Consider the following 16,534-nt stretch of genomic DNA (forward strand, 5'->3'; position numbering starts at 1 on the left):
CCGTGAAATATTCTGATGCTAACCGCAAAGATTTTTATGACCGTGTTTATGAGGTGGTGGAGCAGATCCCAAAAGGTAAAGTGACCACCTACGGGGCTATAGCTTCGTATCTGGGTGTGGCCTCCGGGGCGCGGATGGTTGGATATGCCCTGAATAATGCCGCCGAAGCGGAAATTCCGGCCCATCGTGTACTGAACCGGCTGGGAGAGCTCACTGGACGGGGGCATTTTCCCGGCGATACGATGCGCGAGCGGCTCCGGCAGGAAAATGTGACATTTGTTGCAGAATACACCGTTGATATTGAGCAGCATTTTTGGAATCCGGAAGAGATGAAAACCGAATCTAATCAGACTTCGCATGAGTGAAAAAATTGTGTTTCAAGCTGTGTTGGCATCTTTAATTTTCTGTTTCGTATTCCTGGAGGGAGAGCTGCGGGCGCAGCAGGTACCAGACGCGCAGCTGATAAAAGATATTAACGGGGAGGAACTGCAGGAGCTGGTCGACTCCTACCAGGGAGAGAAAGCCGTGTTGGTAAATATGTGGGCGACGTGGTGCGGCCCCTGCGTTGAGGAATTTCCTCACATCATAAAACTGCAGCGGAAATATGTAGAAAAACTGCAGGTTATTTTTGTTTCTGCGGATTTTAAAAAGGAAGATGCCCTCCGGTTCCTGCGCGAGCAGGGGGTAGACTGGACGACCTATTTTAAAACAGGCGGTGACGAGGCGTTTATCAATGCGATCTCTGACAAGTGGTCCGGCGCAATGCCGTTTACAAAGATTCTTGACGCCAGCGGTAACCTGGTGGCAAGTTGGGAAAACAAAGCTGATTTTTCTACATTTGAAACGAATGTCAAACAAGCCATAAATCCTTAAAAATCATGAAGAAAAGAACCTTGACAACTACCGCGTTATTGAGCTTGCTTATCGGAATTACAGCGTGGGCTTTTTATCCCGCCGATACTGCCCCCGTCGAGGAGCTTGAGCTCGGCAGCCAGGCCCCGATGACGGAGACCGAGGTAAAAGATGTATCAGGTGAAATGCTGACCCTTGCCGGGGTGGCTCAGGAAAACGGACTGCTGGTTATTTTCAGCTGTAATACCTGTCCGTGGGTAGAAGCGTGGGAGGATCGGTACAACCCGATTGCCAACCTCGCAGCGGAGAAAGGGATCGGGATGATCGCATTAAACCCGAATACGACTTACCGCGACAGGGGGGATGGATTTAAAGATATGAAGCAGCGTGCGCAAGAGATGAACTACCAGTTCCCCTATGCGCTGGATGAAAGCAACAGGCTGGCCGATGCGTTCGGGGCCAGCAAAACACCCCACGTATTCCTTTTTAACTCCGACCTGGAGCTCGTATACAAGGGGGCTATCGACGACAATGCCAAGTCGGCGGAGGAGGTGAGCCGGCACTACCTGCGTGATGCAATTAATGAACTGGCGGCCGGAGAAGAAATTTCGACCAGGAGTTCGCAGTCGCTGGGTTGCTCCATTAAACGGGCGCGTTAGAGCTGTTTTACATGCGGTCAACCTGAGAAATTACCGTACATCACGGGGAAAATTTTATGAGGTTTGTCTATTGGGCAAACCTCATTTTTATTTTATTTTGAGGGGTTATGCCAACATGGAAACTTCATACGGAATTTACGTTCGACGCCGCCCATTTTATTGAAGGATACGACGGGAAATGCGGTCGCATGCACGGCCATTCCTATCGGGTGCAGATGAGAGCGGAGTCAAGCGAGCTGAATCCCTCAAAATATTTGGATTCTCCGGACATGGTATGCGATTTCCGGGAACTAAAATGGGCCTCGAAAGGGGCTGAAAAAGGAGGATTGGATCACAGTCTCCTGAACGAGGAGCTGCCCTGCGCGACCACCGCTGAACGCATAGCGGAATTTATTCACCAGGAAACCAGCAAGCGCATTCCGGATAATATAAGACTGACGGTTACGGTTTGGGAAACTGAAGACAGCTGGGTTGAATACACCGAAGACTAGCCATGTTTACTTCTACAGAAATAGCAGACGATCTACTGAATGCGGAATCCTTCGGAGAGGAGGAATACCCTTTGATGGAGGATTTCTATACCATCCAGGGTGAGGGAGCCCATACGGGAAAGGCCGCCTACTTCATACGAACGGCCGGTTGTGATGTCAACTGCTGGTGGTGCGATGTCAAGGAGAGCTGGGATGAGGATGCGCATCCCCGGGTAGCGGTTGAAGAGATTGTACGCCGGGCCAGGGAGAGTGGCGCCCCGATGGCGGTCATAACGGGAGGCGAGCCACTGTTGCATGACCTCGATCCACTTACCTACAGGCTCAGGGAAGCGGGGCTCAGCGTCCATATCGAAACCAGTGGTTCTTCACCACTCTCCGGGTATCTTGACTGGATCACGCTTTCTCCCAAACGGTTTAAAGAGCCGGTCGAAGAGATTTTTCCCTACGTGGATGAACTTAAAGTCGTGGTGCTCAGGCAGAAAGATATTGAATGGGCGGAAAAAAATGCCGATAAATGCCCAGATGACACCACACTCCTGCTGCAACCCGAATGGGATACGCCCTCCTCAATGGAGCTTATTGTGGATTACGTCAAAAAAAATCCCAAATGGGGCATTAGCCTGCAGACGCATAAGTTTTTGGGGGTTAGATAGTAAAAAGTGATAAGTAACGAGTGAACCTTTGCAAAACCCTCTAACGAGTAATAGATAAGGAAGTATCACCTTTTCATTCGTTACTCCCGGCTCGTCTTTATAGTAAAAAAGCCCGCACCTTCAAAAGGCACGAGCTTTGTAAAACGTTAAGAAGTGCTAAAGAACTATCGCTCCTCAACCGGTACCCAATCCTGGTTTTTTTCTCCGATGTACAGTGCTCTTGGGCGAATCAACCGGTTGTTTTCAGCCTGTTCAATATAGTGGCCGGTCCATCCGGAAACTCGGCTCATGGAAAAGATACAGGTGTAAAGGTCAGGCTTGATCCCCATCGAGTAGTAGACTGTAGCGGAGAAAAAGTCGACATTGGGGTCGATATTTTTCTCACTTTTCATTGTTTCGAGGATCGCCTCCGACCAGTTGTAGAGCTCAACATGACCCGTTTCCTCCGAAAGCTGTTTAGACATGCTGCGCAGGATTCTGGCCCGCGGGTCCATAGTTTTGTATACGCGGTGACCAAAACCCATTATTTTTTCCTTGTTGGCGAGTCGCTCCTTGACAAACTCAACCGGGTCGGCATCTTGTTCCTCAATTTCAAGCAGCATATTCATAACCGCCTGGTTGGCTCCCCCGTGAAGAGGACCTTTCAGCGCACCGATCGCCCCGGTAATGGCAGAAAACATATCCGATTCGGTGGCACAAATGGTACGGCTGGTGAAGGTGGAGGCGTTCATGCCGTGTTCGGCATGGAGTATCAGGCAGAGATCCATGGTCTTGGCAGCCTGTTCACCCGGATGTTCGCCATTGAGCATGTAGAGAAAGTTGTGGGCGGTATTCTTGTCGCTCAGCGGCGAGACCGGTTCTTTGTCGTTTCTTATTCGATCAAAAGCCGCAATAATCGTGGGCATTTTGGCAGCGATTGTAATCGCTTTGTCAACCCAGCCGTCGGGGCCGCTTTTTTTTCCCGTTTCATAAAAGTCACCCAGCATAGACACGCCGGTGCGGAGCACCGACATCGGTTCCGCCGAGGCTGAAGTATTGCGGATATACTGGAGCACCGGTTCGGGGAGGGAGCGCGCTTTCTGCATTTTTTTGTTGAGCTCATCGAGCTCTTGTTGGTTCGGCAAACGGTCGTGCCAGAGCAAAAAACAGACCTCTTCAAAGGTGGCATTTTCAGCCAGTGTTTCTATGCTGTACCCGTCGTAGATAAGCTCACCTTTCTGTCCATCAATAAAACTTTTCCGGGAGCTAAATGCGACGATACCATCCAGCCCCTTGTTAATGTGAGGATACTGACTTAAATCAATCTCTGTTTTTACACTCTCGGCCATGCCTGTTCTCCGGTTTTAAATTGGTTTTATCGGTTATAAAATTCGGTCCAATATAATATGGAAGCGATAAAATATCAGGTCCTAACTTACGTAAATGCTTTAGCTACTTCCATTTGCTACTCTTCAAACATTCAGGAAGTTATGAACGTTTGCAATGTATTGAACAAAATTGAAGAATGTATGAAAGGTTATTCGCTGGATTTGGCCTCTTCCCAGTAGGCATCCATCTGTTCTAATGTAGCTTTGTTGATCTCAAGTCCCTCTTTGTCTAACTTTTCTTCCACGAAGCGAAATCGCTGTTCAAATTTTCGATTCGTTATCCGGAGAGAATCTTCTGCATCTAGCTCATAAAATCGCCCGAGGTTGACGAGCGAAAACAGCAGGTCCCCAAACTCGTTCCGGCACTCTTCCCGGTCTTGGTTTTCAAGCGCTTCCTTCAGCTCATCCAGCTCCTCTTTTACCTTGTCCAGCACCTGCTCTGCTTCCGGCCAGTCGAAGCCCACATTTGCGGCTTTCTCCTGCATGCGTTGGGCTTTGATCAAGGCGGGCAGATGATTCGGAACGCCCTCCAACACCGAGGTTCTGCCTTCTTTCATCTTGATGGTCTCCCAGTTTTCCGCGACCTGCTGTTCATCACGTACGACTTCATCCCCAAACACATGCGGATGACGCTGGATTAACTTCTGCTGGATTGACAAGATCACATCTTCGATCGAAAATGAATCGGTTTCCGAGGCCATGGTGCTGTGGAATATCACGTGAAGCAGCAGATCGCCGAGCTCTTTTTTGAGTTCCTCAAGATCATTTCGGTCGATCGCTTCTACCGCCTCATAGGCTTCCTCAATAAGGTTGTCTTTTATGCTCTGGTGGGTCTGTTTACGGTCCCAGGGACACTCTTTCCTGAGAATTTCAATAATTTCAACAAGATCGTTAAAGTTTTTCGATGCCTCAATCATTACAAACTCGTACGGGTTGAAGGTTGAAGGTTACAGGTTGAAGGTTATAGGTTGCAACTGTGTCAAACATCCTTCAACCTGTAACCTTCAACTTTTAACCTGTAACAGATAATCAAGTTTTCCGTTTTTTCTTTGTGGCGGCGGGAAAGAGGATATTATTGAGAATCAGACGGTAACCGGGGCTGCTGGGATGCAGACTCAGGTCGGTCGGCGGATCATCCACGCGGTGGGTGTAATCTTCGGGATCATGTCCGGCGTAAAAGGTAAAGGTGCCGCGACCGTAATTTCCATGAATATATTTCACCATATCGCGCCCCGGACTTTCCCCGAGTACTACCACCGACTCTTTAATCTTGTCTTTTTGAAAAGCGGTGGTCTGCCCGTAAAATCCCTTAATGCTGCTCACGTGATTCTGGGTAAGCATGGTGGGTACCGGGTCCCATTTTGCTGAAAATTCAAACAGGGTAAAGAAATCGAGCTTTTGATCCACCTCGTTCAGCTGTACCGGCACATCAATATCGGCGTGTTCATATTCCGTGGGATCAAGGCTGATCGTGAAATCGGTAAATGCAAGCGTTTTGGAGTAATCCAGCATTTCCTGGGCATTGGGATCGGCCGGATCCCCGTCAAAGGGGGTGGGTGCAATATCTACGCCTTCAGCGGCCAGGGCGATATCAAACGTATCGGTACCGGAGCACATGGAAAAAAGGAACCCTCCGTTTCCCACATATTCCTTGATCTCGCGGGCCACCGCTTTCTTTTCGTTGCTCACCTTGTTGTAGCCCATCTCTCTGGCCATTTGTTCCATCTGGTTAACCTGGGTGATATACCAGGGATGGTTGCGGTAGGAGACCCAGAATTTGCCGTATTGCCCTGTAAAATCTTCGTGATGCATGTGCAGCCAGTCGTATTCCGAGAGCTTCCCGTTCAGCACCTCGGGGTCCCATATTTTGTCGTAATCCACCTCCGCATATTCCAGTGCAAGTGTTACGGCATCGTCCCAGGGGAGGGCCTGTTTTGGGGTGTAAACGGCAATTTCCGGAGCCTTGTCTAGCTGTACTACGGATGTATTTGCCTGAGGCTGCTCCACGTCCGCAATTATCCTGGAAGCTTCGGCTGCTCCTATGGTGCGGGTTTTAACGTTTTTCAGCCGGGTTTCGCGGATCAGTTCGTCGGAATAGGGTGCTACAAAACTCCCGCCCTGGTAGTTCAGCAGCCATTGAACCGAGTTACCGTCTTTCAGGTAGTTGAAGACGACGCCATAGGCCTTTAAGTGGTTTGTTTGGGAAGCATCCATTGGGATGAATACTTTTTGCTGGGCAACGACCGCGGAGCCCAGACCGAATGTAAGGGCGAACAATAGCAGAAGAGTGCGTTTCATAATCAGGTTTGGGGATTTTTTAATTCTTGAATTCTATTACGTGCATAGGAGGCGTAAAAACCGTTTGGGAATTCGAGTAAAATATTTTCGTAAAGAGTCTGAACCTGTTGCTGGCTTTCGGGGAGGGAGAACTCTTCAGCAGCAGTTGCTGGAAACAGCTCCCCGGCCGGGGAAGGGGTCTCGGATGGTTGATCGATTGGTATCCTGTTGGTGACAACCTGGTCGGCTATGCGGGCTTTTTCCCACATCAGGCGTTCGCGCAGGGCAGAGGCTTGTCCCCAGCGATCCAGGTAATTGCTGATGGCCGCATAAGTGAGATAGGTTAGGTCGGGGGTAATGTGTTTGCTGAGCTCCAGCAACGCCTCATCCATCAGCGGGTGGTATGCCTTGGCGGAGATAATCGGGCTCAATGCCTTGACCGCCTCACGGTGCTTCCCCTGGTTGAAATGTTCCATCCCGCGGGCAAACGGTTCAATGATAGAGCCCGTACTATCGGCACTTAATCCTTTTTGAATCCAGATGCGGAGCTGTACTGCATCATTGGCGTAATACGAGGTTGTCTGCTTCTCCAGTGAATTCAGCTGAATCTTGGCGAATTCGTAGTCACCGGCGTAAAAGTCGGTAAGAGCCAGGTAATAGCGCGTTTTTTCCGCCAGGGATCCGATGCCTTCCTGTTTGTTGCTTCGTGTAAAGGCGATGCGAGCGCGGGCATAATCCTGTTCATACAGCTTGATCCTGCCCTCCACGTAAAATTGCTGGGCGGAGTTGGACTCATTGCTTTGGTTCTGAATTCTGGTGAGATATTTTTTTGCCAGCTCTACGTCGTGCAGGTAGTCGATCGCCAGTTCCGCCTGTCGCAGCCGCACACGCCCCATCTGGTTATAATAGGGAGCTTCAGCCTGCAGCTGCTGGAGGATATCGAACGACTGCTGGTAAAGGGAATCTCTGCGCCGGGCATGTGCCAGATTGTGTTCAGAGAGAAAGTCGGCCCACGACTGGTATACCTGCGAGAGCTGTTCCATGCTCTGGTATTTGGCTGAGACTATATCATTCCTGATATAATATTGATAAGCCTCTTCAGCCAGCTCATATTCATGTTCTGATATCAGCCTGTTGCCAAGTGCCAGCAGGCTGTATGTTACATTTTCCGATTGCTGTTCATACGCTTTGGCGGCTGCAACGGCCCGTTCATATAAGTTGCGTTCCAGCAGCAGCCACTGGTGCAGCTGGTGCAGGCGTCGGTGCGAGGGATGATCAAACGAAAGGTCGTCGAGGAACTCTTCAATTTCGAGGATGGCAATATCATGCAGGTATTCATCGCCATAGCGGATCAGGCTGCGCTGCACATAGTCGATACGGTCCGGCTCCTCGCGAACGAGTTGTAAAAATTCATTTACGGCATTCTCGTACTGAGCGGCCTGCATGTAGGTGTTGGCCAGTTCGGTGGCCAGAAGGGTTGTATTGGAAAACCGGGTTCGGGCCTGTTCATATATTTCAACTGCACGGGCAAACTCCCTGCGGTCGCTCATGGTCCGTGCCACATCCAGGTAGGTTTGAAAATTCGAATGCTGAGCCAGGGTTTGATCCCAGATTGAAAACGCCCGCGCGGTGTCTCCCTTCACGTGGTAAATCTCGGCCAGGCGTACCGAAGCCCGCCCGTCGGAGTCAGACTGTTCGATTGCTTTTTCGGCCATCGATATCGCTTCCTCATAGCGCTTGAGGTTTATCAGGCATTCGGTGGCTTTCTGCAGGAACAAGGGGTTGGCCGGGTTTTGTTGATGCAGTTTTTCAAAGATCTGGTACGCCTGTTCATATTTCTGCTGTTGCAACAGCTGGTTACCCACGTGGTATTGCTGATTGTTCTGGCCCTGCAGCGGAAGTACCGTAACAGCCAGCAAAAAAACCATAGAAAAACCGAACGTGCAAAGCTGTTTAATCATAGTGCGGAATGTTTAATCCTGGGTGGAGAAGTTCGGGTGCGAATTTCTTTAGCTTTTGATAAAAGAGACGCAGCGGAAAACCCACCACATTGTAGTAGTCGCCGTTGATCCGCTTCACAAAAAGGGAGCCTCCCTCATCCTGGATTCCATAAGCGCCGGCCTTGTCCATCGGCAGGCCGGATTGCACATATTGTTGAATTTCAATTTCATCGAGTTCGCCGAAAACGACATCGGTCGATTGAAAAAACGTGAGAATCTCCTGTTTGTTACCCGGAGATGAAGTTTTTACAAGCGCAACCCCCGTCAATACCTGGTGCGTATTTCCACTGAGTGTTCTCAGCATCTGTTCAGCTTCGCGCAGCGTTGCGGGTTTTTCCAGGATGGATTGCCCAAAAACCACGATAGTGTCGGCCCCTATTACCAGCTGGTCTGATCCACGGTGTTCTCCCGCCACTTGCCGGGCCTTCCTCAACGCCAGGTTTTGTACGATCTCTTCCGGCGGCAGATCGGGATTATAGGTCTCGCTGGCATTGCTGGCCTGCACTTCAAAATCAAGGTTAAGCTGTTCCAGGAGCCTCTTTCGACGGGGGCTTCCCGATGCCAATATGATGTTCACCGTATGTGATTTATAACTTTAAATTTTCGGGAGAAGAACATAAAAGCGTTCCTTTTGAGCAGTTTGTGTGCCAATCCTTGAACAGAAGACCTGGTAAAGCCGGTTATTTTGTCCAACGCCGGCAGGTTTATAAATTCCGCTGTTCCAATTGTGACTGCCAACCGAAGGTTACAATTGACCTGGATAAATCCCGGTTTTAAACGCCGTAGTTATGTGTCCACTAAATTTGTGATCCGGTGGCTGTTAAATTATGGATGTAATATCGGAACTGTCTTTCTTCTGGCCAAAGAAATAACGCCCACCTCAGCGGGGTGTTATTGACTTTCTTTTAACAAGTTCAGGATACGGAAAGATCCTGGAAAAGCAAGTATTTTATCCATTTAATTGCCGGGATGTAAACAGCGGTCTCCTGGACCCTCAAATAGAAATTTCGACAAGCTGCATTCAGCGGCTGGGCAGGGGATGAAATAATGAATTGCTTCTGGCGTTTTTGGAATTCCACATATTTAGATACTTTCAAGGCTCAAGAAAATTGTAACAGATCAAGACGTCAAATGGTAGCAAAGCAGAGAACAAGGTCCGGCAGCGATGAGATGTTCTTTTCATCCTGGAATTACAAAACCCTGGTGATTGGTTTTCTACTGGTCGTGGTGGGCTTCACTGCCATGTACCTGGAAAATGAGGTGCAGGGATTTATCTCACTTTATGTATCTCCCATTGTTATTATGGCAGGCTATATTACCGTGATATTTGCCATCATGAAACATGATAAAAGCAAGCCTGACAGTTCAGAGTAAGTGTTGGATCGATTAATCAATTATGCTTTCCTGCTGCTTCTTATTTTTCTGTTCGTACTGTCAGCGGGTAGCCCCGAACGATACCAGATCATCATCGCCCTGCTGGCCGCGCTGTTGTTCAGCTTTGCGGTATTCATCCTTAACTGGCTGACGCTTGACGGTGCGATGGCGGCTTCTGTTTTTGGAGGCATCGCCTTTGGTTTGGGAGGGTGGACTGTGGCGGGTCTGATACTCCTTTTTTTTATAACAAGCACCCTTCTTTCAGTGAATTCGATCGTGGTTATTGAAGCGACGGCACAGGCTTTTTCGGAGCGCAAACGAAGAGACGGGATCCAGGTGTGGGCCAACGGTTTCTGGGTGGCCGTGTGCGTTATCTGTTGGTTTGTGTTTAAGGCCGATCTGTTTCTTTTTGGGGCGGCCGGGGCGATCGCTACCGCTACGGCAGATACATGGGCTACAGAAATGGGAAGCAACAGGTTTGGTGGCAGCACCTTCCTGATTACCAATTTGAAGCGGGTCAAAGCCGGCACAGATGGCGGAATAAGCCTGCAGGGGACCGTTGCGGCATTACTGGGAAGCCTGATGATTGCAGCTGCTTCAATCCTGTTTTTCTCCATTACCTGGGGTGTAGCCCTGCTGGCGGTATTCCTGCCGGGATTTCTGGGAAATATCGCAGATTCTTATTTGGGAGCCACCTTTCAACAGGTTCGGAAAGATTCCGACACAAATGAATCCCCCTTTCAGATGAGAATAGACAATAATTTTGTAAACTGGGCTGCTACCGGTATTGGCTCACTTACAGCCGTAATCATAAACGTACTGCTATTATTATGAATGTATGGTATAAGCAACTGCACTGGCAAATTATTATCGGACTGCTGCTGGGATTGGCATGGGGACTCATCGCCAGTGTAACAGGACTTGCCGATTTTACCACGGATTACATAAGCCCGGTGGGAACGATCTTTATCAACCTGCTCAAGCTTATCGCGGTTCCGCTTGTGCTGGCCTCTCTTATTGTTGGGGTAACCAGCCTCAATGATATCGCCAAGCTTTCGAGAATGGGGGGGAAGACCGTTGCGCTCTATATGGTAACCACGGTACTGGCAATTACGATCGGTTTAACGGTCGTCAATGTGGTACAGCCCGGTAAATTTCTGCCGAAGGAGACACAAAACGAGCTGATGCAGGGATACCAGCAAAACCTGGAGGGTTCCAGCGAATCCGCCCGGGAGGTGATGGAGCGGAGTCCCCTCGATTTTTTTGTGGATATTGTACCCGAAAACTTTTTTTCGGCGGCTTCCGATAACTCCAGCATGCTGCAGGTGGTCTTTGTAGCAATTCTTTTTGGAATCGGTATTATCCAGTTGCCGCTGCAAAAGGGAGAGATCCTGATTAACTTTTTTGATGCGCTGAATGAAGTCATCATAAAGATTGTAGACCTCATTATGAAGACGGCCCCGTACGGCGTTTTTGCCCTGATGGCGGGCGTTATTGTTGACCTGGCGGGGGACGATCTCGGCAGGGCCCTCGATCTGCTTGGTGCGCTCGGGTGGTATACCATTACTGTTTTGTTGGGACTCACGCTGCACCTGACGCTGGTGTATTCCAGCCTGTTTAAGTTTTTCAGCAACATGAAATTGAGCGATTTTTTCCGGGCTATCCGGCCGGCAATGCTGCTGGGATTCAGTACCAGTTCCAGTTCGGCCACGCTACCGGTTACCATGGAACGGGTCGAAAAAAATGTAGGGGTTGATGAGGAGGTATCCAGTTTTGTACTCCCGATCGGTGCAACTATCAACATGGACGGAACCAGCCTGTACCAGGCGATAGCGGCGGTCTTCATTGCCCAGGCACTGGGAATGGATCTTTCTGTTGCCCAGCAGCTAACGATAGTGCTGACGGCCACCCTGGCCTCTGTGGGATCGGCGGGAGTGCCCGGAGCGGGCATCATCATGCTGGTGATTGTCTTGCAGGCGATTGAAGTACCGGTGGAGGGCATAGCCCTTATTCTGGGCGTAGATCGCATCCTGGATATGTGCCGCACCGCCGTCAACATCACGGGGGATGCCGCAGTATCTGTAGCAGTGGCCCACACAGAGGGACTGCTTGGAGATATGCATTTTGATGATTAGATACTCTCAGGGATCTTTGCAGAACCTGCTATGTTGTTGGGAGGTGGTTGTACCACCGATCGTTTTGACTTTTAAAACGGGAGTACAACTCCCTTGCAACGAGGAAATGAGGTCTTTCCAACGCCCTCTCTTAACAGTGATTCCACAGAGATAAATAAGATTCTTCAAAAAAATAGCTCAAGAGAATTTGGTAAAAAATAGAAGTAACTATCTGTTTTTACTGAATATAATACTGGCCGGGAAAGAATTTGACAACATTTCTCGTTACATTCCCGATACAGTTATAAGACTAAACCCGGACGGTATCAGAGGTTTGCGAAGCTCTTTTTATGCTTTTCTTTCCCAGAAAATATGGGGCTAAACAATAAGCAGGGGATTCCGGATGTTAACAGTTATATAATCGAAAGCAGGGATAGAACAGGGATCTTTAATTAAATGATAAAATATATTTTAATAATCAAAATACTTGAAATAATTGTTTCAAGTATTAAAGTGATTTATTGGTATTGTTAAAATTTTATTGAATTATATCTTAAGAATAGCTTAATTACCGACGTCGGGAAATAAAAAAAAGAGAGCTATTTTTAAGAGAAGCTATTTGGCTATGTATGTAAAGATACGATCAAAATTCTTACATAAAATATTACTTTTTTTTGTACCACTTGTCTTGACGCTGACGGGGACAACCATCAACGCGCAACCCAATGCGTGGATTAATGAAATTCACTATGATAATGAGGGGGGAGATTCGGAGGAGTTTATCGAGGTTGTCATCAAAAGTCCGGATTCATACAGCCTCTCCGATTTCGAGATAACATTGTATAATGGCAGCGACGACCAGCCCGTTGATAGTGAGACCCTGGATAGTTTTACGGTTGGTGACAGTGAACGAGACTACACCTTCTATACCTGGTATCCTCCCTCCATACAAAATGACAAGGAGGCGATCGCATTAAGCTACCAGGGCAGCCTGGTCCAGTTTTTAAGCTATGAGGGGACTCTTACGGCCGACGGGGGACCAGCGGATGGGAGCACCTCCGTTGACATTGGCGTGGATGAGGAACCGCCGCCTCCTGAAGATCCCCCACATTCACTGCAACTCACCGGTACGGGACTGCAATACGGCGATTTTTCCTGGCAGGAACCTGCCGAGGCTTCTCCCGGAGCCATCAATGCGGAACAGTACCTGAATTCCACGATACAGTTGACCTCCAGCAGCAATTCCCTGGATGAGAATGCAGGCTCATTTTCGGTAATCGTATCGATTACCAAGCCTGACGGCCACGAGGTAACGGCCGATATATCGTTTCAGACCACCCTGAGCACGTCTGTAGCGGAGGATTTTACGGGACCGGTTACCAAAACCATTACGTTTCCTGCCGACTCGGATGACGGGGATACCCAGTCCGTTAACTTCACGATCAGCGACGACAACAACTTTGAGGGACCTGAAACGGCCGTCTTTACGCTTGGCAACCTAGCTACTTCCGGGAGTGCGAAAGTGGGAACGCCGGCAACCTACGAATTGACCATCAACGACAACGATCAGCCTGATGTGGTCATCAATGAGATCCTTGCGGATCCGGGTGGGGATGCGGATGGTGACAATGAAATAGATACTGATGATGATGAATTTGTAGAAATTGTCAATAATGAACCAGTAGCCGTAGATATTAGCGGGTGGACAATTGCAGATGAAAATGAGGTGCAATTTACATTTGAGCCGGGTACTATATTGAAAGCTAATAGTGCCGCAGTTGCTTTTGGTAGTACTGGTTTTTCTGGAAACTTTGGTAACTCAATTGTACAAGGAACCAGTTCCCTGCGCCTAAATAATGGGGGTGATAGAGTAGTTTTAAAGAATAAGAGTGGATACTTAATTGACTCTCATACTTATGGAAGTGAGGGAGGGGATGGAACTTCACTTGTAAGAGAGCATGATGGATCGGGTAGCTTTGTTAAACATGATGGCATTTCAGATACTAATTTCTCCCCGGGTACAAGAATTGACGGGAGCAGCTTTACCAATTCCCTGACCGTTGAGGGAACCGCAGGATGGAGAATGCTCTCGGCACCGCGGGACGGCATGAAGATTTCGGATATTGATGCCCCAATTCAAGGATTTGGCGATGGACATGAGAAGAATTTTTTCACCGGCTATGATGGATCCGGTTTTACGGCACCAGGGAACCTGGATGGGACTTTGCCCAGCGGCAAGGGGTTTATACTCTATTTCTACAACAATGATCGAGCGGGTAGTTCCGATCTGCCTGTTACGCTGGATGCTGCGACCGGGAAAACACATACCGGAGATTTAACCGGGGTCCCTCTGCACGCCGATGGCGACAAGTGGAATTTGCTGGGCAACCCGTTTGAAACAGCGATCAATATTTCAGACATAGGTTCCTGGGTCAACGGAGGATCGTTGGCAAGCGGGATCGGTCAAGTGTGGGACAATAATACTGAATCTTATGTTTTGACCACTACAAATGATGACAAAGTGGAGTCGTGGCAGGGGTTTTTTATTGAAAACGATGATGCAACATCCATTGATTTCCCCCTTTCGGCCAAAACATCGGGGGGACGATTTTATAAGGAAAATACAAAAAGTGGCTACCTGGCTTTTACGTTGGAGGCCAAAAACTCCTCGGAGCAGGTTACCACGACCGATAAAGCGGCCGTGCTGTATTTTCATGAAAATGCAGAGCACGAACGGGATCCGTATGATGCGACTAAACTACTGCCATTTACGGCCCGTTATGCCTTGGTGGGATTTGTTTCTTTGGAGGAAAACCAGGAGGGATTAAGTACAACGCTCAAAGCACAGGATTCACGCCCGTATAACTTTGAAGGTGAACTCTCAGTGGACCTGCAGCTGGAAGCCCAGGGCATGCAGGGGGAGTTTGACCTGAGTTGGCAGAAACGGGATCTGCCTGATGACTGGAGTTTCACTCTCGTTGATAATATAACAGGACAGGAAGTGGATATGAATGTCCACCAGTCCTACAGCTTTACGTATCAGGCGCGTGAAAAAGAACTGACAACTACGGCCCAAAAGAGTGAGGCGATGCACTCCCTGCCGGCCGCTACCGAGGTAAAAGCCAAACAGGAAGAGAAGCCCCGGTTTACAGTCAAGACTTCTGCACCGGGTAGCGAACGGGATGCGTCAAGTGATATACCGGAACAGGTAAAACTGAATCCCAATTATCCCAATCCGTTCAACCCCGCCACTACTATCTCTTTTGAATTGACGGAACAAGCTCACGTAACCTTGAACGTGTATACTATTGTGGGACAAAAGGTGGCTACTCTGGTAGATGAGGTCAGGGAGGTAGGCGAACACAATGAAAGTTGGAATGCAACCGACATGCCGAGTGGAATCTATATCGCTCAGCTGGAAGTGATGGGAAAAGTATATATACGCAAAATGACGCTTATCAAATAAACTGAGAAGTCAAGAGTTTTTTCGGGTATCGTTCGACTAAACGGGAACACGCAAATAAAAAGGGAGACTTATGAGACGCATAGAAATCGTACTTGTTATTGGCCTTGTTTCACTTCTTGCAATAGCAGATATCACCATTGCTCAGCAGCCGCTGCCGGCTCCGGTGCTTCCGGAGGAACCCAGTCAGGCACCTGTTGACGGGGGGCTTGGTATCCTGGCCGCTGCCGGCGGCGCGTATGCATTAAAAAAGTTAAGAGATCGGCAAAAAGCGTAATTTTTCTTTTTTATTACCCAAAAATATATTTTACTTGAAACCCTACTGGTAATTTGACTGTTTACTAAATAGATTTTTAAGAAAAACATAGGAGTATATTTAAATAACCATATGCAATATAAAACTATTCAGGGTATAGATGTCCCGGAAATAGGGTTAGGTACCCATAAGCTTCATGACAGAGAATGTGCTAAAGTAGTGAGGATGGCACTTGATCTGGGCTATCGTCATATTGATACTGCACAAATGTACAAAAATGAGCGCGAGGTGGGAGAAGCACTCAAAATTTCAAACGTGCCTCGCGACGATATTTTTCTTACCACAAAAATTTGGCACACCAATCTTGATTCTGAGGATGTCCTTCAGTCTACGGAACAGAGCCTCCGAAACCTGGATACTCCCTATGTAGATCTATTACTTATTCACTGGCCGAATGATCAGTACGATCTGAGAAAGACGATCGAATCGATGCTGATTTTGCGGGATCAGGGTAAGGCGGTGAATATTGGAGTAAGCAACTTTCCGTTGGATCTGCTTAAAAAGGTAAATGATGATATTCGGGCCCCTATATTCTGCAATCAGGTGGAATACCACCCCTACCTGGATCAGCTGGACCTGCTTGATTATGCCATTGAAAAGGATATTCTGCTGACGGCCTACAGCCCGTTGGCTCAGGGAGATGTCATACAAGATGAGGATCTTATCCAGATGGCCAAAAAATATGAGAAAAGTCCTGCCCAGATCGCCCTCCGCTGGCTAATAGAACAGGAGAATGTAGTAGCCATCCCCAAAGCATCCAGCCGTGAGCACCTTGAGGCGAATATCGATATCTTCGACTTTTATCTCGAAGATGAGGATTTTGACAAGATTGATAATCTGAATAAGTCTAAACGCCTTGTCAATCCCAGTTTTGCTCCCAGGTGGTGATCCTGTTTACGCTTGAAATTGCTTGGTATCCTCCTTTATGGATGAAGAGCTGATAGATGCTAATAGCGGTTGAATACAAG

16 protein-coding genes are annotated in these 16,534 nt (G+C 48.4%); 11 read left to right on the forward strand and 5 right to left on the reverse strand.

Going from position 1 to position 16,534, the window contains the following annotated elements; translation table 11 throughout:
* Positions 1-2 precede the first annotated feature (2 nt).
* The 5 genes from ACG2E4_RS05285 to ACG2E4_RS05305 all read left to right on the forward strand — a co-directional run bounded on the left by ACG2E4_RS05285 (position 3) and on the right by ACG2E4_RS05305 (position 2,655).
* Positions 3-365 carry an MGMT family protein gene (locus ACG2E4_RS05285; protein WP_395260921.1) on the forward strand — a complete coding sequence of 121 codons (363 nt, stop codon included), beginning with the start codon at positions 3-5 and terminating at the stop codon, positions 363-365.
* Positions 358-873 carry a TlpA family protein disulfide reductase gene (locus ACG2E4_RS05290; protein WP_395260923.1) on the forward strand — a complete coding sequence of 172 codons (516 nt, stop codon included), beginning with the start codon at positions 358-360 and terminating at the stop codon, positions 871-873. Before ACG2E4_RS05285 ends, ACG2E4_RS05290 begins: the two co-directional genes overlap by 8 nt.
* Positions 874-878: 5 nt before the next feature.
* A complete protein-coding gene (locus tag ACG2E4_RS05295; RefSeq protein WP_395260924.1) occupies positions 879-1,511 on the forward strand; it encodes a thioredoxin family protein in 633 nt (210 codons plus the stop codon).
* Positions 1,512-1,618: 107 nt separating this feature from the next.
* On the forward strand, positions 1,619-2,002 hold the full coding sequence (locus ACG2E4_RS05300) for a 6-pyruvoyl trahydropterin synthase family protein (protein WP_395260926.1): 384 nt from the start codon (positions 1,619-1,621) through the stop codon (positions 2,000-2,002).
* A gap of 2 nt (positions 2,003-2,004) precedes the next feature.
* Positions 2,005-2,655 (forward strand): 7-carboxy-7-deazaguanine synthase QueE, encoded by a 651-nt coding sequence (locus ACG2E4_RS05305; RefSeq protein WP_395275918.1) that lies wholly within the window; start codon positions 2,005-2,007, stop codon positions 2,653-2,655.
* A 164-nt stretch (positions 2,656-2,819) separates the two neighbouring features.
* Here the strand turns inward: ACG2E4_RS05305 and ACG2E4_RS05310 are convergent, their stop codons facing one another.
* The 5 genes from ACG2E4_RS05310 to ACG2E4_RS05330 all read right to left on the reverse strand — a co-directional run bounded on the left by ACG2E4_RS05310 (position 2,820) and on the right by ACG2E4_RS05330 (position 8,876).
* Positions 2,820-3,983 carry a citrate/2-methylcitrate synthase gene (locus ACG2E4_RS05310; protein WP_395275919.1) on the reverse strand — a complete coding sequence of 388 codons (1,164 nt, stop codon included), beginning with the start codon at positions 3,981-3,983 and terminating at the stop codon, positions 2,820-2,822.
* A 188-nt stretch (positions 3,984-4,171) separates the two neighbouring features.
* The gene (gene mazG / locus ACG2E4_RS05315; protein ID WP_395260930.1) at positions 4,172-4,939 is read right to left on the reverse strand and encodes a nucleoside triphosphate pyrophosphohydrolase; all 768 of its coding nucleotides are present in this window, start codon (positions 4,937-4,939) and stop codon (positions 4,172-4,174) included.
* 112 nt (positions 4,940-5,051) lie between these two features.
* Entirely contained in the window at positions 5,052-6,320 is a 1,269-nt protein-coding gene (locus tag ACG2E4_RS05320) for an asparagine synthetase B (RefSeq protein WP_395275920.1), read from the reverse strand.
* 2 nt (positions 6,321-6,322) lie between these two features.
* On the reverse strand, positions 6,323-8,260 hold the full coding sequence (locus ACG2E4_RS05325) for a tetratricopeptide repeat protein (protein ID WP_395275921.1): 1,938 nt from the start codon (positions 8,258-8,260) through the stop codon (positions 6,323-6,325).
* Positions 8,253-8,876, reverse strand: a complete 624-nt coding sequence (locus ACG2E4_RS05330; protein WP_395260935.1) for a Maf family protein — start codon at positions 8,874-8,876, stop codon at positions 8,253-8,255. Before ACG2E4_RS05330 ends, ACG2E4_RS05325 begins: the two co-directional genes overlap by 8 nt.
* 554 nt (positions 8,877-9,430) lie before the next feature.
* On the opposite strand from ACG2E4_RS05330, the gene ACG2E4_RS05335 reads away from it, so the two are divergent.
* The 6 genes from ACG2E4_RS05335 (at position 9,431) to ACG2E4_RS05360 (ending at position 16,454) form a co-directional block, all read left to right on the forward strand.
* Positions 9,431-9,673: a DUF3098 domain-containing protein gene (locus tag ACG2E4_RS05335; protein WP_395260937.1), complete on the forward strand. Its 243-nt coding sequence runs from the start codon at positions 9,431-9,433 to the stop codon at positions 9,671-9,673.
* A complete protein-coding gene (locus ACG2E4_RS05340; RefSeq protein ID WP_395275922.1) occupies positions 9,674-10,507 on the forward strand; it encodes a DUF92 domain-containing protein in 834 nt (277 codons plus the stop codon).
* Complete coding sequence (locus tag ACG2E4_RS05345; RefSeq protein WP_395260941.1) at positions 10,504-11,808, forward strand: dicarboxylate/amino acid:cation symporter; 1,305 nt, start codon at positions 10,504-10,506, stop codon at positions 11,806-11,808. Before ACG2E4_RS05340 ends, ACG2E4_RS05345 begins: the two co-directional genes overlap by 4 nt.
* A gap of 667 nt (positions 11,809-12,475) precedes the next feature.
* Positions 12,476-15,253 (forward strand): lamin tail domain-containing protein, encoded by a 2,778-nt coding sequence (locus tag ACG2E4_RS05350; protein ID WP_395275923.1) that lies wholly within the window; start codon positions 12,476-12,478, stop codon positions 15,251-15,253.
* A 70-nt stretch (positions 15,254-15,323) separates the two neighbouring features.
* On the forward strand, positions 15,324-15,527 hold the full coding sequence (locus ACG2E4_RS05355; RefSeq protein WP_395260944.1) for a PID-CTERM protein-sorting domain-containing protein: 204 nt from the start codon (positions 15,324-15,326) through the stop codon (positions 15,525-15,527).
* 111 nt (positions 15,528-15,638) lie between these two features.
* The gene (locus ACG2E4_RS05360; RefSeq protein ID WP_395260945.1) at positions 15,639-16,454 is read left to right on the forward strand and encodes an aldo/keto reductase; all 816 of its coding nucleotides are present in this window, start codon (positions 15,639-15,641) and stop codon (positions 16,452-16,454) included.
* The last annotated feature ends 80 nt before the right edge of the window (positions 16,455-16,534 follow it).

The sequence above is a fragment of the Halalkalibaculum sp. DA384 genome (genome assembly GCF_043951955.1).
Taxonomy (GTDB): Bacteria; Bacteroidota; Rhodothermia; order Balneolales; family Balneolaceae; genus JAMQKA01.

Coding starts and splice junctions, on each gene's coding strand:
- ACG2E4_RS05290 (WP_395260923.1), top strand. CDS start 358: ATGAGTGAAAAAATTGTGTTTCAAGCTGTGTTGGCATCTTTAATTTTC.
- ACG2E4_RS05295 (WP_395260924.1), top strand. CDS start 879: ATGAAGAAAAGAACCTTGACAACTACCGCGTTATTGAGCTTGCTTATC.
- ACG2E4_RS05300 (WP_395260926.1), top strand. CDS start 1,619: ATGCCAACATGGAAACTTCATACGGAATTTACGTTCGACGCCGCCCAT.
- ACG2E4_RS05305 (WP_395275918.1), top strand. CDS start 2,005: ATGTTTACTTCTACAGAAATAGCAGACGATCTACTGAATGCGGAATCC.
- ACG2E4_RS05310 (WP_395275919.1), bottom strand. CDS start 3,983: ATGGCCGAGAGTGTAAAAACAGAGATTGATTTAAGTCAGTATCCTCAC.
- mazG (WP_395260930.1), bottom strand. CDS start 4,939: ATGATTGAGGCATCGAAAAACTTTAACGATCTTGTTGAAATTATTGAA.
- ACG2E4_RS05320 (WP_395275920.1), bottom strand. CDS start 6,320: ATGAAACGCACTCTTCTGCTATTGTTCGCCCTTACATTCGGTCTGGGC.
- ACG2E4_RS05325 (WP_395275921.1), bottom strand. CDS start 8,260: ATGATTAAACAGCTTTGCACGTTCGGTTTTTCTATGGTTTTTTTGCTG.
- ACG2E4_RS05335 (WP_395260937.1), top strand. CDS start 9,431: ATGGTAGCAAAGCAGAGAACAAGGTCCGGCAGCGATGAGATGTTCTTT.
- ACG2E4_RS05345 (WP_395260941.1), top strand. CDS start 10,504: ATGAATGTATGGTATAAGCAACTGCACTGGCAAATTATTATCGGACTG.
- ACG2E4_RS05355 (WP_395260944.1), top strand. CDS start 15,324: ATGAGACGCATAGAAATCGTACTTGTTATTGGCCTTGTTTCACTTCTT.
- ACG2E4_RS05360 (WP_395260945.1), top strand. CDS start 15,639: ATGCAATATAAAACTATTCAGGGTATAGATGTCCCGGAAATAGGGTTA.